The sequence below is a fragment of the Pirellulales bacterium genome, assembly GCA_036490175.1.
GTDB lineage: Bacteria > Planctomycetota > Planctomycetia > Pirellulales > JACPPG01 > JACPPG01.
The window spans coordinates 18067-39683 of record DASXEJ010000008.1 but is presented as its reverse complement, the minus strand read 5'-3'; the positions used below and the strand labels follow the sequence as shown (position 1 = coordinate 39683).

Genomic DNA, 21617 nt, shown 5'->3' with positions numbered 1-21617 from the left:
CAAAGCTCATGTCCGCCGATCGCCAAACGACGTTTACAAAGCAAGCCGCGCAAGCCGGTGCCATGCCCACGGCACGTGGGCATACGGTGAACGCGCTGCACACGAGTCTCGCGCTGTGCGTCGTCCTCGCGCTCGCAACGATTACGCTAGCGCAAGACGACCTGACCTACGTAAAAAAAGAAACACGCGAAGCAACACGCATAGCATCGCTCGAGGCGAGCGGCGCCGTACGCTGGCCTGCCACCTGGCACTTGATTGGGCCATTCGACAACACAGACGGCCGCGGCCTCAGCACTTCTTACCCGCCCGAGCAAGAGATCAAACTCAACGCCACCTACGAAGGCAAAGGGGAGACGGCTCGTTGGCGCGGCGTGAATCTGCGCGACGGCCTGCGCGTCAGCCTGGCCAGATTCAAGACCTCCGATGACTGCGCCTGTTATTTGTACCGGCGGGTGGAAAGCCCGCGGGCGATGCAAGTGCCTGTATCGATCGGCAGCGAAGATCAAGTGGTGGCTTGGCTCAATGGCAAACCGCTCGTGTTCACCGGGGCCGGCACGCGTCAGGCGCTTGAACAAGATACGGTCGCTCTCGACTTGCACGAGGGGATGAACGATCTGCTCATCAAAGTGGCGCATCGCAAGGGGCGTTGGAATTTCTATTTCAATCCGACCGTGGCCGTCCGTTTCCAGGTGAAGCTCGATCGATTGTTGGATCGCGACTTTCCTCCTACCGGCGAAGGGCAGCATTACCGCATCGAGAGCCTCCCGCTGCCGCCGGACACGTTGGTCGAAGTGGGCGGACTAGCGTTTCGCCCCGACGGCAAGTTGTTCGTGGCCACGCGCCGCGGTGATGTGTGGCTGGTGACGAATCCCTTGGCCGAGGATGTCGACCAGATCCACTGGCAACGATTCGCCATCGGTCTGCACGAGCCCTTAGGACTGCTGGCCGATGGCAACCACTCGCTGTGGGCCATGCAACGGCCGGAACTAACGTTATTGCGCGACACCAACGGCGACGACGTGGCCGACGAATACGACACCATGTGCGATCGCTTTGGCATCTCGGGCGACTACCATGAGTTCGCCTACGGCCCCGTGCGTGACGCGCTGGGCGACTTGTTCGTAACATTGAACCTGGCATTCAGCAAAGAGCGTCCTGAAGTCGCGTATCGCGGCTGCTGTGCCAAGATCGGCCGTGACGGCACGTTCACTCCCTGGGCATTCGGATTGCGCAGCCCCAATGGCGTGGCCTTCGATCCGGCGGGTCGGCTGTTCTATACCGACAATCAAGGAGAATACATCCCGGTCTGCAAACTGCAGGAGATCCGCCGCGGTGAGTTCTACGGCCACAAAGCGGCTCTTCCCTGGATGCCGGGCGTGGCCGAGGGTGAGACGCCCGAGGTCGTGCAGCCGGCCATTTGGTTTCCCTTTGCCGTAGCGCGCTCGGCGGCCGAACCGGTGTGGGATACGACCGCAGGGCGGTTCGGTCCCTTTGCCGGACAATGCTTTGTGGCCGAGCTGACCAATTCGCTCGTCATGCGCTGTTCGCTGGAAGAAGTTCAGGGACGCATGCAGGGTGCGTGCTTCGGCTTCCGCACTGGATTTCAGTCGGGCGTGAACCGACTTGCGTTCGCGCCGGACGGCAGCATGTTCGTTGGCGAAACCAATCGCGGTTGGGGTTCGCTCGGAGGACAGACGCACGGCGTGCAGCGGGTGGTGTACACAGGCAACGTCCCGCCGGAAATTCATTCCATGAATATCACGGCCGATGGTTGGGACCTGAAATTCACCAAGCCGATCGACGTCGCCAAGGCAGCCGAGGCAGAGCGCTGGTTTCTGGAATCGTACACCTATCACTATTGGGATACGTACGGCTCGCCCGAGATCGAACGACGCGAAAATAAAATTACCGAGATCCGCGTAGCAAGCGACGGTCTGACCGCTCATATTACAGTGCCGGAGCGCGACAAACGGCGTGTCTACCACCTGCGACTGAAAGACGTTCCTACGGACGAAGGGGAGAAGCTGTTGCACCCCGACGCCTATTACACGCTCAACGAATTGCCGTAGGAAAATAATGGGCCGCATGCCAAAGCGAGCCAGCCGCGGCCCGTAGCGTTCATCGTGCGACATCGCACCCAGCGCCTGCCCCTCTCCGCACTGCGGAGAGGGGCAGAATCGCTGGGCATCTCACAAGCCGCGGCGTGCTTTGCGCCATTGGCTCAGCCCGCACGCCAGGGAACCCAGTCCTAAGAGGACAAACGTCGAGGGCTCCGGCGTCCTGGTGTACAGCGAAAATGCCAGGTCCTTCGAGAACGAGTCGATGCCCGGAAACGTCGTCCCCGGAACGGCCGCCGGTCCGTCCCACGGCAGAATGTAGTTCTGCGGGGTGCCAAGGGCCTGGTGAACCGAACCCGGCGAGATTGGGCCAGGCAGCGGCAGCGTCGTCGGGTCGAGCGTCATCGTTCCCGATACCGCATCGTCTTGAAAGTGGTACACAGGAATGCCCGGAGCGACTATCCCCAGCACGTGCTCGCCGGGAGACACCGCCGGCGCGGTCGACGCCAACGGATTTTGAATCGACCAATCGCGATCATGCCAGCCCCACACAAATCCCTGCCCTGGTTGTTGTATGGCCACGATCTTCAACCAGTAGACGGTGTTCGGCTGCTCGGCAAACGGCACGCTCAACTCAGCGTTGTATTGAAACAGGTTGCCGTCCGGACTGCCTGGATTCGGTACGGCAGTCTCGGTGAAGGTGCCCGATCCCGCAGTGAGCGCGCCCAGGGTTACGATCTGTGCCGAGAGCACCTGGCCGGGATGACTGAATTCACCAGCAGGATCGGCCGGCACATCAGACTCGAAAGAGATCAGAAACTGCGTGGCGCCGCTCCCTTGCAAGTACGAACCCCACCAACCGACATCGACCACTGGCGTTGAGAACTTGTCAGCAAAATCATCGGCCATGTACTGTCCCGTGTAACCTGGGGCGACATTCGCGGGTGCGATGGTGCTGATTTCGTCGTGGCCTGGATAGCCGCCATTGGGACCCGCCACTAACGGGAATTGCTCGAACTTTAGAACTTCACCAGGCAGTGGATCCGCAGCAGCCTGTGCAGCCAGGACCGCCATCAGGACGACAACGACCGACACGATGCGATTCATGCGACGTGACATGGTTCTACTCCTAGGTGGATTGGTTTATCTTGTTGGCCCTGCAAAAGCGCAACGGACAAGACCGCCGCGCGCCGCGGCGAGAGCAGGCGGCCATTTCTTGACGCTGCCGCGCAACAAAATGGGCGTGCAAGAACAGTTGCATCGCCCAGACACGTCCGCGCATTAATTCGGACGTGCGTGTCGCCGAGCGCTCAGACGTGAGGCGCAAGCTACCTCGTCGCGAGATATCGACAGATTGTCGGAACTGTCGAGTTCATTGGCGTCTCTACTGCATAACGCGGGGCTAAGAACGACCCGAGAAACCAGCCCTGCCCCGATGCCACGAGCGCAATCAATGCGCAGCGCCAAGCGATCTTCGCTTAAGAATGCAAGCACAATGCGACAGGTCATTCGCGACGCACGCTTGAGCCACATCGCGCGAGCCCTCTTGCCGCGTAGCACCTACACACACTCAACCGCCGACGAGCCCTAACAGTGCGACACGTTTTCCTACGATGGCCAGGAAAGAATCGTAGGAATTCCCAGTGGCACGAGCAGAGAAATGTTGGTGCGACTCTTTAGATTCCCGAACTGCGCCGTCACATTACATCTCTGTAACGCGACTGTCAATAAAATTCCATTGCTGCTGAGTCGAAACTCGAACCCTCAGCGATCAGGAATCGTCGTCGGCATGCGATCGTTCCTCAACGGGATTGCCGTTGAGAGTTCGACAAGGCGATCTGCCGTCGGGAGCGACGACGCCGCTTACGATCCAGCTTTGCTTGAATCATCTTCTGGTGTCTGTTAGCGTTATGTTCATTGGACCCCACCTTGATCGCGACGGCACGCCATGCCCACCTTTCGCCCGTCGACCGCGACCCACCCGCGCTTAACGCGCCGGGCTGCGCTAGAAGCCGGCACCGTGAGCCTGCTGGGGCTTGGTATGAATCACCTGGCCGCGCTGCGGAGCGCCGCCGCTCCGTCGGCACGTGCCGCGTCCACGACGGGGCGCGCTCGCGCTGTAATCTACATCTTTCTCTCCGGCGGAATGTCGCAGCACGAGAGTTTTGACCTGAAACCCGCTGCCCCGGACGGGATCCGCGGAGAATTTCGGCCAATCTCGACCCGGACACCAGGCATCGAGATCTGCGAACATTTGCCGGAGTTGGCCAAGCGAAGCCACCTGTGGTCGCTGGTCCGTTCACTGACACATGGCACGAACGATCATTCCGCAGGCCACATGTTTATGCTCTCGGGCGTGTCGTCCGTGCCGCCGGCGTTCGATCCCCTCGGGCCGAAATCGACCGATTGGCCTTCGATCGCTGCGATCGCTGGCGTCGCGCAACCACGGCAAAACAATCTCCCGCCGGCCGTGGTACTGCCCGAGCGGCTCATTCACCGCTCTGGGCGTGTCATTCCTGGCCAATTTGGCGGCCAGATGGGGATGCAGCGTGATCCTTGGTTTGTCGACGCCTCGCCGTTCAACGCCACCTCTTACGGCGCCTGGCCGGAGTACGGATTTCATTTCGAGCGCGGTGCCGAGAATCCCGCGGGCTTTGCCTTTCAGGCACCGAATTTGTCCCTGCCCGAGGGGTTGGCCGGCGATCGATTTCAAAAGCGATTGGCGCTACTAGACGAAGTAGGCCGACAACGCGCGGGTCTGGAGCGATTAGCCAGCGACGAGCGCTTTGACCGCTACCGGCAGGATGCGATCTCTCTGTTGGCTGATCCGCGCGTCCATCAAGCATTCGATGTCGCGCATGCCGAGCCGGCCGTGCAAGAACGGTATGGCCGCAACGTGTTTGGCTGGTCGCTATTGATGGCCAAGCGTCTGGTGCAGGCCGGCGTTAGTTTGGTGCAGGTGAATCTGGGAAACAACGAAACCTGGGATACGCACCAGAGCATCTTCCCCGTACTGAAGGACCAATTGTTTCCCCCCACGGATCGCGCCCTATCGGCATTGTTGGACGACTTGGAGATGGAAGGACTCCTCGATAGCACGTTGATCGTAATGGCAGGCGAGTTCGGGCGCACTCCGAGGATCTCGACACTGGCCGGAATGAAGTTGCCAGGGCGTGATCACTGGGGCGCGGTGCAAAGCGTTTTCTTCGCGGGAGGCGGCGTGCGCGGAGGAACGGTCATTGGCTCATCGGATCGCAACGGCGGTCACCCGGCCAACACCCCCGTAAAGCCCGAGAACATGGCCGCCTCGATCTACCAATCGCTTGGTATTCCTGACATGGCCGTGTGGCACGATCAGGAAGATCGACCGCATCAGATCTATCACGGCGAGCCGATTCCCGGATTGACCTAAGCGGTCTTCGCCTAAAGGCGAGCGTCCCCGCCAGGGCGGTCATGTCACGGCGAAGTTTTCGCCACGCCTGGTGAAAACATCGTCGCGACGCAATGCCGCGATTGGGAAATCTAGCCCCTTAAGCCGCCGTTTGCGGCACTTTTCTGCGCGTATTGGACATGGGCCCAAGGCGCGTCTTACGAATCTGTTAGGACCTGTCCGGGGCATTCCCTTTGCTGTCTAGCGGGACCCAATGTCCAAAGCCATCCCGGAATTGCAAAAGGGGCAGCGATGCCGAAACAGCGTCGTGGTTTCACTCTGGTCGAATTGCTGGTCGTTATTGCCATCATTGGCATCTTGATCGGCCTGTTGTTGCCGGCCGTGCAAATGGCGCGCGAAGCGGCGCGCAAGGCCCAGTGTTCGAATAATCTCAAGCAGGTGGGACTCGCGCTACACAATTACCAGACGACCTACCTCGTCTTTCCCCCGGCCGAGATGTATCCCGCTCCCTCGACGGGTACGACGTCCGTGCATCTCGGGCTGCTCCCCTTTATCGAACAGGGCAACCTGGCGAGCGCGTACGTCTCGTCGCAAAGCATGGCGATTCAGCAGCAGATCCCCACCTATAACTGCCCCAGCGATTCTAGCGTAGATGCGGTAGTCGACGGCGGCGGACCATCACCCGACACGTTCACCTACCGCTGGCCCATCAACTACGGATTCAACTACGGCACCTGGTTCCTATACGACTGGGCGCGCAATGTCGCCAGCGACGGGCCCTTCGTCATCAATAGCGCGCTGGGGCCTCAAGCAATCACCGATGGGCTCAGCAACACATTGGGTGCGGCAGAGGTGAAAGCCCAACTTCAATCGGGCGGTATCAAGATGGGCATCGGCTATATCCGCAGCCTTAAGCTCCCCAACATGGCGGACCCGACGAACACGACGCTGCCGGCGAGCCCGGCTGCTCTGCTCACGTTGCTCGGAGTGAATCCGCAGGCGAGCAGTTTCAGCGGTGATGGCAGCACCCTCAACAGCAACTTGCACTTGGACTACAACAACCCGACTGTCACTCAGACGGGCTTTACGACTGCGTTTACTCCGAATGCACCCATGTATGTCACCGTCACGAATCAGAATGTGGGCACGGGTACGCCCGTGAGCCAGGGGGGTAATCAGGTGCCGAACGTGTCGGGCACGTACGACGTCGACTATGTCTCGTTAGCAGAAAAGGCGATGACCAGCGGATACACGTTCGCCGCCGTCACGTCGCGAAGTTATCATCCGGGCGTGGTTAATTGTTTGCTCATGGATGGTTCGGTGCGCGGGGTCGCTTCAACCATCCAACCGCAGACGTGGCACGCCCTGGGAACCCGCAGCGGAGCCGATATCGCAGGCGACTATTGATTCTGCCTGCCGCGTAACCCCGTCTCTCACCGACCGCCCCCCAGCGGTCGGCATTCTCGACCCGGCCCCGTGGGTCAGGCGCTCGCGAAGTCATGCCACGCCCCGCTTGCGGGCGGACCAATATCTGAGGAAACTGGCTACCAGTGGCGATTTGCAAGGGCCCGGTTTCTTCGGGGAAGACGTGCGCAGAAATAACCTGGCGACATTTGTCCGTTGCGCGATGTTGTGCGCAGCGGCACTGACATTCCGAGCAACGGTAATGACGGCCGCCGACCGACCGGATCTCGTCATCGCGGATTTCGAGGGGAGCGATTACGGCAATTGGCAGGTCGCAGGTGAAGCGTTCGGCCAAAGGCCGGCGCGCGGCACGCTTGCCAATCAGATGGCCGTCAGCGGGTTCGAGGGACATGGCCTGGTCAACTCCTATGTCGGCGGAGATAGGACCACCGGCACACTCGCATCCCCGCCAATCAAGATCGATCGCCGCTATATCAACTTCTTGATCGGCGGCGGCCATCATCCGCTCGAAACGTGCGTCAACCTGCTCGTCGGCGGCAAGGTCGTACGCACCGCAACCGGTCCGGCAGCCGGCGGTGGAAACGAGCGACTCGATTGGCAAACCTGGGATGTGCAAGATCTGGCCGGTCGCGAGGCCGTGTTACAAATCGTCGATCGCAGTTCCGGCGGCTGGGGGCATGTCAACGTCGATCAGATTGTGCAAAGCGATCGGCGCCTCGCCGCCGAATCGGCTCAGCGCGAGATCACGGTCACAGCCCGCTATTTGAATCTGCCCGTGACGACAGGCAACCCGCAGCGGCATATGCGACTGGTCGTAGATGAAAATAGCGTGCGCGAGTTCGACATTGAGTTGGCCGACTCTACAGGCAGCGACCGAGAGGCGAGCAGTCAACGCCTCGACGACAAGGCGCGGGTGGCAAGTGGCCGCCCCTCGTTTTGGGTGCCGGTCGACGTCGCCGAGTTCCGCGGCCGCAAGTTACGGCTCGAAGTCGAAGCGCTTCCCGCGGGCTCGCAGGCCCTGGCTGCCGTTACGCTCGACGATCAGCCGCGCGTGGCCGTTCCTGTTTATCACGAGCGGTTGCGGCCGCAGTTTCACTTCACGTCGCAACGTGGCTGGCTCAACGATCCTAACGGGCTGGTTTACGACGGCCAGCGGTGGCACTTGTTCTATCAACACAATCCCTACGGCTGGAATTGGGGCAACATGCACTGGGGGCATGCGGTGAGCGAAGATTTGATCGAGTGGCACGAGCTGCCGATCGCGCTCGTTCCGCACCGCTACGGAGATTGGTGCTTTTCCGGTAGCGCCGTTGTCGACCGGGACAATACGGCCGGTTTTCAGCGTGGAGACGACACGCCGCTGGTGCTGGCCTATACCAGCACCGGACGTGGCGAATGCATCGCCTACAGTAACGATCAGGGGACCACCTGGACCGAGTACTCGGGCAACCCCGTCGTGCGTCATCAGGGGCGCGACCCCAAGCTGCTCTGGCACGCGCCGACCAAACGCTGGGTGATGGCGGTCTACGACGAAACGGATAACAAACGCTGGATCGCGTTTTATACTTCGCCCGATCTGAAAATCTGGCAATTGGCCAGCCGCATCGAAGGCTATTTCGAGTGCCCTGATCTTTTCGAGTTGCCGATCGACAACAACGACACGAACACGCGCTGGGTGCTGTACGCGGCCGACGGTAAATATACGCTCGGCCAGTTCGACGGCCGGAAGTTTACTCCGGATGCGAGCACCGGAGAGCCGGGTAAACATCAGCTATGGCATGGGAACTTCTACGCCTCGCAAACCTATAACGATGCGCCGGACGGTCGACGCGTACAAATCGGTTGGGCACAAGGGATCGAGTTCCCGGGCATGCCGTTCAATCAGCAAATGACGGTGCCGGTCGACTTGTCGTTGCACACAACGAAGGATGGGCCGCGAATGCATGCCTGGCCCGTCGAAGAAGTCGAGTCGCTCCGCACGACGTTACACACCTGGGGAGACGCGCGGGTAAGGCCCGGCGAGAATCCACTAGAGGATATTGCGGGTGAGCTGTTCGACATCGAAGCGGAAATCGACCTGGCCGAGGCGCAGGAATGTGGCTTTGTCGTGCGCGGCGTGCCCGTGACCTACGATGTTCGCCGTCACGAGATTAGCTGCGGCAAGTACAAGGTTCCGCTAGCAGCAGTCGACGGTGTGATCCGCGTGCGGATGCTGGTCGATCGCGGGTCGCTAGAGATTTTCGGAAACCAAGGGGCCGTGGCGGTTTCCGCCGGCATGACGCCGGCGGCGGACAATAAATCGCTGGAATTCTTCACGCGCGGCGGACCGGTACGGCTGCGATCGCTCACGGTTTTCGAATTGCGGTCAGCCTGGTAACGAAAACAGGCTTTGGCTGCGCTTATGGCGCTAACCGGCCGGTGGGGCCAGGCCTTCGCCCTGGAAAAGGGCCGGATCATCGGCCACTTCATCTCCAGCCACACACGTGGCCAGCACCAAGTCGCCAGTGACGTTCAATACGGTGCGGCACATGTCGCACAGTCGATCGACCCCCAGGATCACCGCAATACCCTCGGCGGGTACGCCCACGTTCGTCAGCACGATCATGATTAGCGGAATCGATCCGCCAGGGACACCCGCGGTTCCCACGCCAGCCAGGATCGACATCAGCACCACCTGGATCTGCTGAACAAACGTCAGCTCGACGCCAAATACCTGGGCGAGGAACAGCACCACCACGCCTTCGTATAGCGCCGTACCGTTCTGATTGCCCGTCGCCCCCACGGTCAGTACAAAGCGCGAGATTTCGGGGGGTAGTTTCAGATTCTCGCGCGCCACGCGCAAGGATACGGGCAAGGTGGCGTTAGAGCTGGATGTGCCGAAAGCCGTCAGCGCCGCGTCGGACACGTCGCGAAAAAACTGAAGCGGGCTCCGTCGCGCAATCCCGGCAACGGCCAGCGAGTAAACCACAAACATCTGGATCGACAATCCCAACAGCACCGTAGCCACGAACCAGAACAACGTCACCAGCACATCGGGCCCTTGCCGCGCGGTGATACCAAAGACCAGGCACGCCACACAGTAGGGTGCCAGCCGCATCGCCAGGCCGATAATTACCATGCTGACGTCGAACGTTCCCTCCAGCACGCGCACTAGCGCTCCGGTGCGCTCCGGTGACATGGCCAGCGCCACGCCCAGCATCAGCGCAAAGAACATCACGGCTAACATGCCGTTCCCCTTGGAACTGCCGTCGACGGCGCCGGCCATCTCCTGCAAGGGGTTTTCGGGAATGATGTCCAGGAGCGTATCGCTCAGCGATTTGGCCTGCTCGGCTTTGGCCTTGGCCGTCGCCACGTTCGGAGCGTACTGCTGCATGAGCGCCGTACGCTGCTCTTCGGAAAGCCGCGCGCCGGGACGAATTAGGTTCACCAGCCCCAGCCCGATGGCTACCGATGAGGCCGATAAGATGAGCGTGAAGAACAACGTTCGCGCGCCGACCCGGCCAAGCCGCCGCAGGTCCCCCAGCTCGAGCACACCCAGCGCCAGGGCCGATATCACCAGCGGCAAAACCACCATGAAAACCAGCCGTAGAAAAATGCGGCCGATGGTGTCGGTCACCGTGAGGAGACTGTCCAACCGTGCGCGTTCGAGGAAGTAGTTGGCCACCGCGCCGGCCACGGCGCCGATTATCAGCCCAATCAATACCCGGGTGTGAAGCGGCAACCGTTTGCGGGCCGTCGCGCCTGCCGAGCCGACGCCAGACCGAGATTCCTCTGCTGTCATCAATGAATCCGAAAATCCAGGGGCAGAAGTGGCAAGCGCATTTCATGTGCTGGGGTGGCGACGGGCGACATTGTAGCGGTCGTAGCAAGCGGCCGCACTACCGAGAATGGGAATCGCGCAGTAGACTTTGAGACCTACGGGCATCCACGGGCGGCCCATGGCCCGATCGGCATGGTCACGGTGGAAACAATTCTCGTTTTCTCTTGCCAACGGCAACCTCCACCCACGGCGCACGACTACACATGGAATGGTTGAAAGACCTTATCGATCTGGTGCTACACTTCCATGTGCATTTGCAAGAATTCATCAAGGAGTATGGTCCCGGGACGTATCTGATCCTTTTCGTGATTATTTTTTGCGAGACGGGGCTGGTCATCACACCGATTCTGCCGGGTGACTCGCTATTGTTCGCCGCGGGGGCTTTTGCGGCGATTCCCGATTCGCTTAACTTGGCGTTGCTTTTTTTGCTACTGGGCGTGGCCGCCATCGCCGGCGATGCCGTGAACTATGCGATTGGCAATTTCCTGGGTCCGAAAGTGCTCAACCACGACGGACGCTTCCTGAAAAAGAAATATCTCGACCGCACGCATCAGTTCTACGAGCGATACGGGGGCAAGACGATCATACTGGCCCGCTTCGTCCCGATCGTGCGCACCTTCGCCCCGTTTCTGGCTGGCGTGGGGAGCATGTCCTACTGGCGGTTCGCCAGCTACAACGTCGTAGGCGCCGTATTGTGGATTTCACTGTGTCTGTTCAGCGGCTATTTCTTCGGCAATATTCCCTGGGTAAAAAAGAACTTCGAAGTCGTGTTGCTGGCGATCATCGTTATTTCGATATTGCCCGCCATCGTAGAAGCCTGGCGCGCACGGCGACATGCGTTGGCCGTGGCGCCATCAACCGATGCGGTCCAAGACAAGTCATAGGTTCGGCAACGCGTGACCGACGAGCCCTTCCTGGCAATTCTTGCAGAACATGAAATCGGCTCATCTCTCGATGCCCGAGTTCGTCGCCATCGCTCAGCAAGTGATCGCCGAGCTGGACGAGCCATTCAAGGCGTGGCTTGAAAACGTCGTGGTCGACGTCGAGCTCGCACCCACACGCAAGATGCTCGTCGAGGCCGGGCTCGATCCCAGTCAGGAAACACTGCTGGGGCTATTCGTGGGTAACGCTGTCACCGAGCAGGCGTACGGCGAGCACGCGCCCAACCAGATCCTGCTCTTCAAGCGCCCGCTCGAAGAAGCCTGCCGCAGCCGCGCCGAGCTGGCCTACGAAATACGGCGCACGCTGATCCACGAGCTGGCCCACCATTTTGGCTACTCGGAGGAAGATCTCGAGGAGTACGAATCTCGCGAGAGCCCCTTTGATCGTCACGGCGAGTGAACCCGGACGCGCTACGACGTGTCACCCCGGTTAATTAATCATCCCTACCGCCTACAGATACACCATGACCACACCCACGCAGACTTGGGATCCGGCGCTGTACGATTCGCGGCACTCGTTCGTCTATAAAGCAGCGGCTGGGTTGTTAGATTTGCTCGATCCGCAGCCGGGCGAGCGAATTTTCGACCTGGGTTGCGGCACCGGTCCGCTGACGGCCGAAATCGCGGCCCGCGGCGCTCAAGTGATTGGCGCCGATCTCTCGCCCGAGATGGTCAAACAAGCCCAGCGCAATTTTCCGCAGCTCGATTTTCGCGTCGCGGATGGCACTAACTTTACAGTGGAAGCGCCGCAAGATGCGGTCTTTAGCAACGCCGTGCTACATTGGGTCCGCCCTCCCGAAGCGGCCGTGCGTGCGATTGCCGGTGCCCTGCGACCCGGCGGACGATTCGTGGCCGAGTTCGGCGGCAAGGGGTGCGTCGCCAGCGTGATCACGGCGATGAACCAGGCGCTCGGCGACACCGATCTGTCGCAGCAGTGGTTCTTTCCCAGCGTGGGACAGTACGCGCCCCTTCTGGAACAGCAGGGGTTTGAAGTGCGCTTCGCCACGCTCTTCGATCGACCCACGCCGCTCGAAGATGGCGAGCAAGGATTGCGCAACTGGCTGCGTATGTTCGCCGGTTCATTTTTGGCGCCGCTTAGCGCCGAGCGACAGGAATCCGTATTCACAGCCGTCGAACGACAATTGCGCGATCCGCTCTGGCAAGAAGATCACTGGGTGGTTGACTATCGTCGCATCCGCGTGGTCGCCGTAAAGCTATAGATCTTCGGCCTCCTTGCCATTCGCGGCACGTTGCGGTAAGTTCGCGCTGTGGGGACAACTGCGACGGAGCGCAAGCGTTCGAGGCGTGTACCTATGACGACAAATGCCGCGGTCGGCAGCCTGGCACCTGATTTCGACCTCCCTTCGACCGCCGCCGCGGGCCGCAGCCGGCTGGCCGACTTCCGGGGTCGCTGGTTGGTGCTGATCTTCTACCCTCGCGATTTTTCGCTGGTGTGCCCCACCGAATTGACGGCGATCGGGGCCCGCATCGAAGAATTCACGCGCCGTGGCTGCGATGCCTTGGGCATCAGTGCCGACACCCTGGAATCGCACCAGCGCTGGATTGGCACTCCCCGCGCGCAGGGAGGGCTCAGCGGGCTCGGCTATCCGCTGGCCAGCGACGTGTCGGGAGCCGCCTGCCGCGACTACGGAGTGTTTCTGGAAACGCAGCACGTGGCGCTGCGCGGGCTGTTCATCATCGACCCCAACAGCGTCTTACAATACCAAGTGGTTCACAATCTCAGCGTCGGACGCCGGACCGATGAAATACTGCGTGTGCTGGCCGCTCTGCAGACCGGCGGGCTGTGCGCCGAGAATTGGAGCCCCGGCGAGTCCACGCTCGATAAACCACGATCATTGGGGCCCGGCAGCGTGTTGTCGCACTACCGCATCGAAGAGCAGATCGGTAGCGGCGCGTTTGCCTCGGTATTTCGCGCGCAGGACACAACATTGCACCGTTCGGTGGCGCTGAAAGTCTTGAAGGTCGGCAGCCCGGCCAACGCCGGCGCCGTGCTGGCGGAAGCCCGCGCCGCAGCCGCGCTGAATCACGTCAACGTCTGTACGGTATACAGCGTCGACGACAGCGAAGGCGTGCCGGTGATCGCCATGGAGTATCTGGCCGGCAGGCCGCTCAGCCGGGTTATCGAAGACGGCCCGCTGTCCGCCGAGTCGTGCGCCAACTTGGCACAGCAAATCGCCGCCGGCATGGCCGCGGCCCATGCTCGCGGCATCGTACACGGCGATTTGAAACCGGCCAACATCTTTGTGACGGACAGCGGCGTAGTGAAGTTGCTGGATTTCGGACTTTCGCGTCGCGAGGTGCGATCCGCAACCCCGGACGATACCACCGACCTATTGGGCATCAGCTCAGGGAGTCTCGCCGGAACTCCGTGCTATATGTCCCCAGAGCAAGCCAACGGCGAGCGGGCGACGATAGCCAGCGACGTCTTTTCGTTGGGCACAATGTTATACGAGATGTTCAGTGGCCAACGGGCCTTCGACGGTGATAATGTATTACAGGTCCTCAATCGCATTCGCCACGCGGACGCCGCAGCGCTGGCCAGCCAGTTGCCAGAGCCGTTCGCCGCGATCGTACGCAAGGCCCTGGTGCACGACCCACGCGAGCGCGACGCCACTATGCAAGACATAGCCGACGAATTGGCGAACTGCGCGACGGGGCCACTGGCGACATAATACCCCACGAGGTTGCTTCGGGAGTTTACATACCGACGAGGAACCCATGCCAGCCACGCATCACAAAGTGCTCGTCCGCGAAGCAACGATCGACGATGTGCGGACGATCGTCGAATTCAACCGCCAGCTGGCAATCGAGACCGAAAGCAAAGTGCTCGATCCGGCAGTCCTGACGCTGGGCGTCGAACGGGCGCTCGCGCAACCGGAGTTGTGTCGCTACTTCATCGCCACCTTGGATACCGAAGTCGTGGGCCAGACGATGCTCACGTACGAGTGGAGCGACTGGCGCAACGGCATCTTCTGGTGGATCCAAAGCGTCTACGTGCATCCAAGTTACCGCGGCAGCGGCGTGTTTCGCGCCCTGCACGACTTTATCAGCACTTTGGCGCGCGCCGAACCCAACGTCTGCGGATTGCGGCTGTACGTCGACGAGCACAACCACGCGGCGATATCCACGTACCGGCGCTTAGGCCTCGCGCCGTCGGGACATCATTTGTATGAGTGCGATTGGTCCGGCGCTATCAAGCCGCAAGAATAACGCGCGGGCCGCCGGGACTCTTCGCAAGCGCATTTGCTCTTGAATCGTTAGTGGCCGCCGTTGCGCACGGCCCGCTCGGCAAAGTACAGCCCGGCGTAAACCTTGGGGTCCACCATGACCCCTTTGTCGCGACGCTTGTCGAGCCAGCGCGGCACGTCGGCCAGCGGAATGCTGTGGACCTCGATTTGCTCGGTGTGAACGCCGCCGCCGGAGCCGGCGCGCTTGAGATGTGTAGCGAGCAGAAAGGTGACGACCTCGGAGCTCATGCCGGCCGACGGCGGACCGCAGGTCAACTCGCGCAACTCCCACGCTTCGTAGCCGGTCTCTTCCAGCAGTTCGCGGCGCGCGGCCGTCTCTACTGTTTCTCCCTGGTCGTCGCTGGAATCTCCCACCAGTCCAGCGGGAAGCTCGATCACGCGATGCGCCACCGGAATGCGATATTGTTCGATCAGCACGAGTTGGCCGTCATCGGTCACCGGCACGATCACGACGGCGCCTGGCGAGTTGGTTCGCTTCGCGTATTCCCAATGCCCCTCGCGAATCAACTCTAAGAATTCACCAACGACCAGCGAATGGGCAGCTTCCTGCTCAGCCATGAGGGCCTCGTTCGACGAAGTGCACCCCTGAATGCGCGTGATTGTACGACACGCGAACACTCCTGCCGAGCAAAAAGCCGACAGAATGTCGGATGTGAATTGCTACCATGCAGCCGTTGTATCTGCTGCTGCGCGCATCCGGATGTCGCGACAGGGTACTGGCGCTCATGGCGTTCAACCCAGATCGAACAGCAACAGCTCGGCCGACTCGCGCGCCGTGATTTTTAGATGCGCCTCGTCGATCAGTCCGGCGCCGTCACCGGCGGAAAGCGCGTCGTTGCCGACGCTAATCTCACCGTAGATTACCTGGAGCCAACCGTAGCGGCCCTCCGCGAACGTATAGTCGAGCGATTGCCCCGGCCCCAGAGTGGCCCACGAAATCCGCGCGTCCTGGTGAATGGTCAAGCTGCCGTCGTGCCCGTCGGGCGAGGCCACTAGCTGCCACCGTCCGCTACGGGCGTCGGCAGGAAACTGCCGCTGCTCGTACTGAGGGGTCAACCCTGGCTTGCGGGGCGTAATCCAGATTTGCAGCAGGTGAACCGAATCGGTTGCCGAAGGATTGAACTCGCTATGCCGGATATCGGTACCGGCCGACATGCGCTGCAAATCGCCGGGACGAATCACCGAACCGGTCCCCAGGCTGTCCTTGTGCTCCAATTGTCCCGCCAGCACGAGCGTCACGATTTCCATATCTCGGTGGCCGTGCATGCCAAAACCGCCGCCCGGTTTCACGCGGTCTTCATTGATCACACGCAGAGTGCGAAAGCCCATATGCCGCGGGTCGTAATAGTCGCCAAACGAGAACGTGTGATAGGTGTCGAGCCAACCGTGGTCGAAGTGGCCGCGCTCGGCCGAGCGTCGCAGCATGATCATGATTCTGTTCCCTTCGTCTTAAGGTCAAAAACATGCGGCTGGCGGATAAATACTTCGACGAGGCCGCTGGGCTTGCGATGATCCCGACCGCATGAGTATCCCCGATACATCACGGCAGGTCGTGTCACTGCTTTTGTCGATCGGCCAGCAGCGCGTCGAGGCTCCACGCCCCGGCGCCGCGGGCGACAATGGTGAGCATGGCTCCCGCGATCGCCACATTCTTCATGAAGTTGATCATTTGCACGCGGCTCGGACCGGGTTCGGTTTCGCGCCAAAAGCCATGAAATATCAGCGTTGTTGGAATGAGGAATACGATCAGTGCCAAGGCACCCCAACGGGCCTTGAAGCCGCTTGCCACCGACAATCCCCCCACGATCTCGAACACGATCGCACCCACAAGGAAGACCGGAATGGCCACCATTCCGGCCGATGCCATGTACCCTTGAGTCCCCTCCCAATCGGCAATCTTGCCAAAACCACTGGCCACGAAAATGAGCGCCAGCAGCATGCGACCCGCGAGATTCAGCGGTCCCTCGAGCGCAGCGTTCATGGGATGTCTCCCGAGTGAGAAAACCGTACTCGTGATGCGAGCAAAAGTCGATCGAAAGCGAAGTGCCGGAGCGGCTCTCAGCCAGCTCCGGCGGGAATTATACGCCTCGCTTGGCAACCGGCACGTTCAAAGTTGACAGTCACGACTGTGCCAACCACACTACGGTCGTTACCCCCGCCCCTGCCCTTCTAGCCCCGCCGGAATCGCACCCCATGAGATTTTGTTCCCTGCTGGACACTCGGACCAACGCCCTGCCTTGGGCTCTTTTGCTACTCAACTTGGCATTCTTGCCATCATCGGCTCGGGCCGAGGAGCCCAGCTACCGTGAGTCGCTGGTCTTTCCCTTGAATCCGCAACATAACCACGCCCCTGGCATCGTCGAATGCCCGAACGGCGACTTGTTTGTCAGTTGGTATCGGGGCTCGGGCGAGCGCACGGCCGACGACGTGGCAGTCTTCGGTGCCCGGCAACGCAAGGGAAAGAACGACTGGAGCGAAACTTTTCTGCTGGTCGACACGCCGGGCTTCCCCGATTGCAACACCACGATGATGATCGACGCCCGGGGACGGCTATGGCTATTCTGGCCGCTGATCCTGGCCAATAGTTGGGAATCGTGTTTGACCGAATATCTTGTGTCGAGCGACTACGAAAAGGACGGCCCGCCCCAGTGGGAGTGGCAGGGAGTCATTCCGCTCAACCCTCCGCGATTCGAAGAGAAGATGACCAGGACCCTCGACGAGCTTGGCTCGAAACGAGAGGGCGAATTGGTTCGCGAGAAGGCCTTCGATGCCCATGTACGCAAAACCCTCAAGGAAAAGATTTCGCACCGGTTGGGTTGGCAGCCGCGTTGCAAGCCAACGGTGCTCCCCAGCGGGCGAATCTTGTTGCCGCTGTACACAGACGCGTATTCGGTCTCGTTGATGGCGATCTCAGACGATGATGGCCGCACGTGGTACGCCAGCGAGCCCATCTGCGGCTTTGGCAATATCCAACCGACCGTTCTCCGCAAAAACGACGGCACGCTGGTCGCCTACATGCGCGAGAATGGTCCGCTGAACAAGATCCGTACCAGCGAATCTCAGGACAGCGGCGAAACTTGGGGCCCGGTCGGCACCATGGACTTGCCGAACCCAGGCGCCGGCATCGACGGTGTACGATTGGCCAACGGTCACTGGCTGCTTGTCTATAACGACACGGTCAAAGGGCGCAATAGCCTGGCCGCGTCGATCTCGGAAGACGAAGGACGCACCTGGCCCATCACGCGACATCTGGAAAAGCACGAGGATGGTTCGTACCACTACCCGGCCGTTATCCAGGGGGCCGACGGTACGATCCACTTCATCTACAGCTACTTCGTCAAAGGGGGCAAGAGCATGAAGCACGTCGCCACGAACGAAGCGTGGATTCGCGCCGGTGACGCGGCGAAGTGAATGCTGATCGATGAACGCGGATGTCGTAGAACATGCGCCCCACGGCGCACAGCGCGTTAAATCGCGATAATGCTTATCGATGCGCAACGACCGTTTGTCATGCGCTGTGCTACCACCTGGCAAGTTCTGCCTGCTTTTTGCTACCGTGTGATTGCAAGCGGTTGCTAGCACATGCGCCTCTCGGGGACCCGCGTGTGGGATACTTTTTTCCTGCTTTCTCATAGGCCAAACGTCCGATGTGGATTTTGAGGTCTCGGCAATCTTGCGCACTTCGATTCGCAGGGAGAGCAAACCGTGAAGCGAGCCATCATCTTGGTCCTGCTGACGACCGCGCTCTCGGCCAGCCTGACCACCGCGGCCCAGGCCGACTACGCCTACGGCGGATTCGGGCCCGGCTACCATCCCTATTACGATCATTGGCGCCCCTGGTGGGGTGGTCTCGGGGGTTGGAGCCCCCACCACGGCTATTCGTACTACCCGGCTTATCGTTGTGCTCCCACGTCGGGCTACCGCTACCGACCTTGCCTCTACCCGCCGTCGTCCTGGTACTACGGCTCGTCGAACTATTACGGTGGCTACACGCAGTACCCCCGTGAGTTCATCTACGACTGGTCAGCCGGAAAAGGGGACCAAGCCCCGCGAGGAAATCGCCCGCCGATCAACCCGCAGCTCGACCCAGAGCGGCAATAGCGACGTTCGGCTCATAAGAGCAACTGGTCACGCCGGACCACGAAACGGCGCGCTCTGATCAGGCGCGCATCTCGAGTGGTGCAAAACGCGCGATGATCGCCTTGGCGGCCCGCAATCCGTCCAAGGCCGCGCTGATGATGCCGCCGGCATAGCCTGCCCCTTCGCCCACGGGGTACAATCCCGCCACGCCCACGCTCTCGAGCCCTGCCGGGTGGCGCGGAAAGCGCACTGGCGAACTGCCGCGGGATTCAGGCGCGACGAGTGTCGCATTGGCGAGGAACCTGCCGCGCCAGCGTCGATCGAGCAGCGGCAAACCGGCCTGCAGCGATTCTAAAGCACTCTTGGGCATCAGTGCGGCTAGCTCGCTGGAAATCGTCTGCCGCGGATAGCTCGAGGGAATCGCGCCCTGGCTCGTGCGGCCCGCCAGAAAATCGCCAGCCCATTGGATTGGGCAGGCGTACTCGCCGCGCGACAACTCGAACGCGCGACGTTCGAACTGCCGCTGCAACGCAACACCCGCCAAAACATGGTCCGATCCGAAATCGCGAGGCTCCAGCGTGACCATCATGCCGCTGTTGGCGAAGGGGGACGAACGGCGAGAAAGGCTCATGCCGTTGGTGCAAAAAAAGCCCGGCTCCGACACGCTGGGTATCACCTGCCCACCGGCGCACATGCAAAAGCTGAAGAGATTGATGCGGCCCCGCGCCACCAGGCTATAGTCGGCGGCGCCCAAACGGTCTTCCAGCCGCGAGTCGCCATATTGCACGCGATTGACCTGTTCCTGCGGCTGCTCGATGCGGACGCCGATCTGAAACGGCTTTTGCTCCATCGGCACACCGCGGGCGTGCAGCATGTCGTAGGTATCGCGAGCGCTATGGCCAATCGCCAGAACCAGTACCGCGCAGCGCACGTAGCCCGACGAGGTCGTCACGCCGCGCAAACGGCCGTCGGCAATATCCAGATCTTCTAAGCGACAGGCAAATTGAAACTCGCCACCGGCGCCCTCAATGCGTTGCCGCAGGGCCTTGACCACCGCCGGCAGTCGATTGCTCCCCAGGTGCGGACGATGTTCGTAGAGGATCGACGGTTTCCCTTTGCAGTCGGCGAAAAGTTGCAGAATGCGCTGCACGTCGGGCCCGCTCGCGCGGCAGGTAAGCTTGCCGTCGCTGAACGTGCCGGCTCCTCCTTCACCGAAGAGATAGTTGCTTTCCGGATCGAGCGTGCCACCCGCGTCGAACGCCTGCACGTCGCGCACCCTTCGGGCGACGGGAAAGCCCCGTTCGAGCACCAGCGGCCGGTAGCCCGTTTCGGCCAAAAAACAGGCGGCCGCCAGTCCTGCTGGGCCACTGCCGACGATGATCGGCCGTTCGGCAAGCGGCTCGCTGCCGGTCGCCGGCAGCTCAAACGCGGTCTCGCGATACAATTCGGCAGTGATGCCGCGCGCGCGACTCGACGCTTGAGCGACCAGGCGATCTTCGTCGGCCCCTAATACAACTTCCGCGGCGTATACGAATCGTAGATCTGCCTTGCTGCGCGCATCGAGACTCTTGCGCAAAATGCGCCAGCGGCGAATGTCGCTGGCCTTGATGCCGAGTGCCCGAGCGGCATGCTCTGTGATCGCCTGCTCGCTTTCGTCGATGCCCAAACGAATATTCGAAACGCGAATCGGCATAGACAGAAACGATGAACGTTATTGGCTAAATGATGAACGCCGGGAGAAACTTCCGGGGGCTGCGCGGCCGACGTCGCGGGGGACAATCGGCGCGCTCGAGTATTATCCCACATTCTGCCATCAGCGGTCGTGACGGCCGCGCCGCGTGAGCGCAAAAAACAGGCGGCCCCGCAGTTGCGAGGCCGCCCGTTAGGTCTTGTTTGGCCTGGTAAACCCGAACGGCCATCGGCCGCCACGTTTACTTACCTGTCGAATTAGACAGGTGTAACCGAGGCTGCACGGGGGCCCTTGCCCTTCGGTCCGCCGCCCTGGTCGACGGTGTACTCCACGCTCTGCCCTTCGGACAGATTGTCGAACTGGCGATCCGCCACGCTCGAGTGATGAAAGAACACGTCTGCGCCATCCGAGCCCTGAATGAACCCGAACCCTTTGTCATGCACTAATTTCTTGATCGTACCCGACGCCATACTCGCCACTCCTTCACACAAAACGACAAAACTTTGCGACGGAGAACACACTTGACCCCGACGCGACACAAGTGAGCCCCGGCCATGATGACAGTGACCGTAACCCACGTTGAACGCAAACTTTCAAGCACGCCTCATCTACGCAGAATTGTCCCATGCGAACCGCAGCGGCGATGCAGTCTCAAAACGGGTCAAGGTGCATTTAGATTAGGAAAGCGTAAGTTCGTAGCCTAAGGGAAACGAAACGTGCCCGCAACCCTTTTATACTACTTTTTGCTTTGCACCCAGGTGAGGGGAGGCCCCGCCTCGGGTACACGTCCGGAAACCTCGTCAAAGTCGACTCGCCGCCGGTCATCTTTGCCCCCTGCCGGTGGCGCCCCCTGTGCCACGTGGGACGTCGTTTCCGGCTAGTCAAAATTTGCCGGTTAGCACAACCCAAACGCCACGCGCGCCAACCCTTCCAAAACGAGTCCG

General features: G+C 60.9%; 18 protein-coding genes. 11 read left to right on the top strand and 7 right to left on the bottom strand.

The genetic code is table 11. The annotated features are described in order from the left end of the window. Positions 1-8 precede the first annotated feature (8 nt). Positions 9-2069 carry a hypothetical protein gene (locus VGG64_00530; GenBank protein HEY1598054.1) on the top strand — a complete coding sequence of 687 codons (2061 nt, stop codon included), beginning with the start codon at positions 9-11 and terminating at the stop codon, positions 2067-2069. Between the two features lie 120 nt (positions 2070-2189). On the opposite strand, the gene VGG64_00525 is transcribed toward VGG64_00530, so the two are convergent. Next, on the bottom strand, positions 2190-3176 hold the full coding sequence (locus tag VGG64_00525) for a PEP-CTERM sorting domain-containing protein (protein ID HEY1598053.1): 987 nt from the start codon (positions 3174-3176) through the stop codon (positions 2190-2192). Between the two features lie 829 nt (positions 3177-4005). On the opposite strand from VGG64_00525, the gene VGG64_00520 reads away from it, so the two are divergent. The 3 genes from VGG64_00520 to VGG64_00510 all read left to right on the top strand — a co-directional run bounded on the left by VGG64_00520 (position 4006) and on the right by VGG64_00510 (position 9250). Further along, positions 4006-5469: a DUF1501 domain-containing protein gene (locus VGG64_00520; protein ID HEY1598052.1), complete on the top strand. Its 1464-nt coding sequence runs from the start codon at positions 4006-4008 to the stop codon at positions 5467-5469. Between the two features lie 270 nt (positions 5470-5739). Beyond that, positions 5740-6855, top strand: coding sequence for a DUF1559 domain-containing protein (locus tag VGG64_00515; protein HEY1598051.1), 1116 nt, complete (start codon positions 5740-5742; stop codon positions 6853-6855). Between the two features lie 259 nt (positions 6856-7114). After that, positions 7115-9250 (top strand): glycoside hydrolase family 32 protein, encoded by a 2136-nt coding sequence (locus VGG64_00510; GenBank protein ID HEY1598050.1) that lies wholly within the window; start codon positions 7115-7117, stop codon positions 9248-9250. 30 nt (positions 9251-9280) lie between these two features. On the opposite strand, the gene VGG64_00505 is transcribed toward VGG64_00510, so the two are convergent. Continuing rightward, a complete protein-coding gene (locus VGG64_00505; GenBank protein HEY1598049.1) occupies positions 9281-10654 on the bottom strand; it encodes a dicarboxylate/amino acid:cation symporter in 1374 nt (457 codons plus the stop codon). A gap of 242 nt (positions 10655-10896) precedes the next feature. Here VGG64_00505 and VGG64_00500 point away from each other — a divergent pair, with 242 nt between their 5' ends. The 5 genes from VGG64_00500 to VGG64_00480 all read left to right on the top strand — a co-directional run bounded on the left by VGG64_00500 (position 10897) and on the right by VGG64_00480 (position 14865). Further along, a complete protein-coding gene (locus VGG64_00500) occupies positions 10897-11577 on the top strand; it encodes a DedA family protein (GenBank protein ID HEY1598048.1) in 681 nt (226 codons plus the stop codon). A gap of 49 nt (positions 11578-11626) precedes the next feature. Further along, entirely contained in the window at positions 11627-12034 is a 408-nt protein-coding gene (locus VGG64_00495) for a metallopeptidase family protein (GenBank protein ID HEY1598047.1), read from the top strand. Between the two features lie 64 nt (positions 12035-12098). Next, positions 12099-12854, top strand: coding sequence for a methyltransferase domain-containing protein (locus tag VGG64_00490; protein HEY1598046.1), 756 nt, complete (start codon positions 12099-12101; stop codon positions 12852-12854). Positions 12855-12947: 93 nt separating this feature from the next. Then, positions 12948-14327: a protein kinase gene (locus VGG64_00485; protein ID HEY1598045.1), complete on the top strand. Its 1380-nt coding sequence runs from the start codon at positions 12948-12950 to the stop codon at positions 14325-14327. A 46-nt stretch (positions 14328-14373) separates the two neighbouring features. Continuing rightward, on the top strand, positions 14374-14865 hold the full coding sequence (locus VGG64_00480; protein HEY1598044.1) for a GNAT family N-acetyltransferase: 492 nt from the start codon (positions 14374-14376) through the stop codon (positions 14863-14865). 47 nt (positions 14866-14912) lie between these two features. Here VGG64_00480 and VGG64_00475 read toward each other — a convergent pair whose 3' ends face one another. The 3 genes from VGG64_00475 to VGG64_00465 form a co-directional block, all read right to left on the bottom strand. Beyond that, positions 14913-15461, bottom strand: coding sequence for an NUDIX hydrolase (locus tag VGG64_00475; GenBank protein HEY1598043.1), 549 nt, complete (start codon positions 15459-15461; stop codon positions 14913-14915). Between the two features lie 174 nt (positions 15462-15635). Next, positions 15636-16334, bottom strand: coding sequence for a pirin family protein (locus tag VGG64_00470; protein HEY1598042.1), 699 nt, complete (start codon positions 16332-16334; stop codon positions 15636-15638). Between the two features lie 124 nt (positions 16335-16458). Then, positions 16459-16884: a DoxX family protein gene (locus VGG64_00465; GenBank protein HEY1598041.1), complete on the bottom strand. Its 426-nt coding sequence runs from the start codon at positions 16882-16884 to the stop codon at positions 16459-16461. 212 nt (positions 16885-17096) lie between these two features. On the opposite strand from VGG64_00465, the gene VGG64_00460 reads away from it, so the two are divergent. Next, positions 17097-18314: a sialidase family protein gene (locus tag VGG64_00460; GenBank protein HEY1598040.1), complete on the top strand. Its 1218-nt coding sequence runs from the start codon at positions 17097-17099 to the stop codon at positions 18312-18314. A 294-nt stretch (positions 18315-18608) separates the two neighbouring features. Then, entirely contained in the window at positions 18609-19004 is a 396-nt protein-coding gene (locus tag VGG64_00455; protein HEY1598039.1) for a hypothetical protein, read from the top strand. Positions 19005-19062: 58 nt separating this feature from the next. Here the strand turns inward: VGG64_00455 and VGG64_00450 are convergent, their stop codons facing one another. Continuing rightward, positions 19063-20676 carry an NAD(P)-binding protein gene (locus tag VGG64_00450; GenBank protein HEY1598038.1) on the bottom strand — a complete coding sequence of 538 codons (1614 nt, stop codon included), beginning with the start codon at positions 20674-20676 and terminating at the stop codon, positions 19063-19065. 254 nt (positions 20677-20930) lie between these two features. Further along, complete coding sequence (locus VGG64_00445; protein ID HEY1598037.1) at positions 20931-21143, bottom strand: cold shock domain-containing protein; 213 nt, start codon at positions 21141-21143, stop codon at positions 20931-20933. Positions 21144-21617 lie beyond the last annotated feature (474 nt).

Bases quoted from the DNA above. Each gene is read 5' to 3' on its own strand.
- VGG64_00520 (HEY1598052.1), top strand. From the start codon at position 4,006: ATGCCCACCTTTCGCCCGTCGACCGCGACCCACCCGCGCTTAACGCGC.
- VGG64_00485 (HEY1598045.1), top strand. From the start codon at position 12,948: ATGACGACAAATGCCGCGGTCGGCAGCCTGGCACCTGATTTCGACCTC.
- VGG64_00480 (HEY1598044.1), top strand. From the start codon at position 14,374: ATGCCAGCCACGCATCACAAAGTGCTCGTCCGCGAAGCAACGATCGAC.
- VGG64_00500 (HEY1598048.1), top strand. From the start codon at position 10,897: ATGGAATGGTTGAAAGACCTTATCGATCTGGTGCTACACTTCCATGTG.
- VGG64_00470 (HEY1598042.1), bottom strand. From the start codon at position 16,334: ATGATCATGCTGCGACGCTCGGCCGAGCGCGGCCACTTCGACCACGGT.
- VGG64_00445 (HEY1598037.1), bottom strand. From the start codon at position 21,143: ATGGCGTCGGGTACGATCAAGAAATTAGTGCATGACAAAGGGTTCGGG.
- VGG64_00515 (HEY1598051.1), top strand. From the start codon at position 5,740: ATGCCGAAACAGCGTCGTGGTTTCACTCTGGTCGAATTGCTGGTCGTT.
- VGG64_00450 (HEY1598038.1), bottom strand. From the start codon at position 20,676: ATGCCGATTCGCGTTTCGAATATTCGTTTGGGCATCGACGAAAGCGAG.
- VGG64_00495 (HEY1598047.1), top strand. From the start codon at position 11,627: ATGAAATCGGCTCATCTCTCGATGCCCGAGTTCGTCGCCATCGCTCAG.
- VGG64_00510 (HEY1598050.1), top strand. From the start codon at position 7,115: ATGACGGCCGCCGACCGACCGGATCTCGTCATCGCGGATTTCGAGGGG.
- VGG64_00530 (HEY1598054.1), top strand. From the start codon at position 9: ATGTCCGCCGATCGCCAAACGACGTTTACAAAGCAAGCCGCGCAAGCC.
- VGG64_00465 (HEY1598041.1), bottom strand. From the start codon at position 16,884: ATGAACGCTGCGCTCGAGGGACCGCTGAATCTCGCGGGTCGCATGCTG.
- VGG64_00460 (HEY1598040.1), top strand. From the start codon at position 17,097: ATGAGATTTTGTTCCCTGCTGGACACTCGGACCAACGCCCTGCCTTGG.
- VGG64_00475 (HEY1598043.1), bottom strand. From the start codon at position 15,461: ATGGCTGAGCAGGAAGCTGCCCATTCGCTGGTCGTTGGTGAATTCTTA.
- VGG64_00490 (HEY1598046.1), top strand. From the start codon at position 12,099: ATGACCACACCCACGCAGACTTGGGATCCGGCGCTGTACGATTCGCGG.
- VGG64_00525 (HEY1598053.1), bottom strand. From the start codon at position 3,176: ATGTCACGTCGCATGAATCGCATCGTGTCGGTCGTTGTCGTCCTGATG.
- VGG64_00505 (HEY1598049.1), bottom strand. From the start codon at position 10,654: ATGACAGCAGAGGAATCTCGGTCTGGCGTCGGCTCGGCAGGCGCGACG.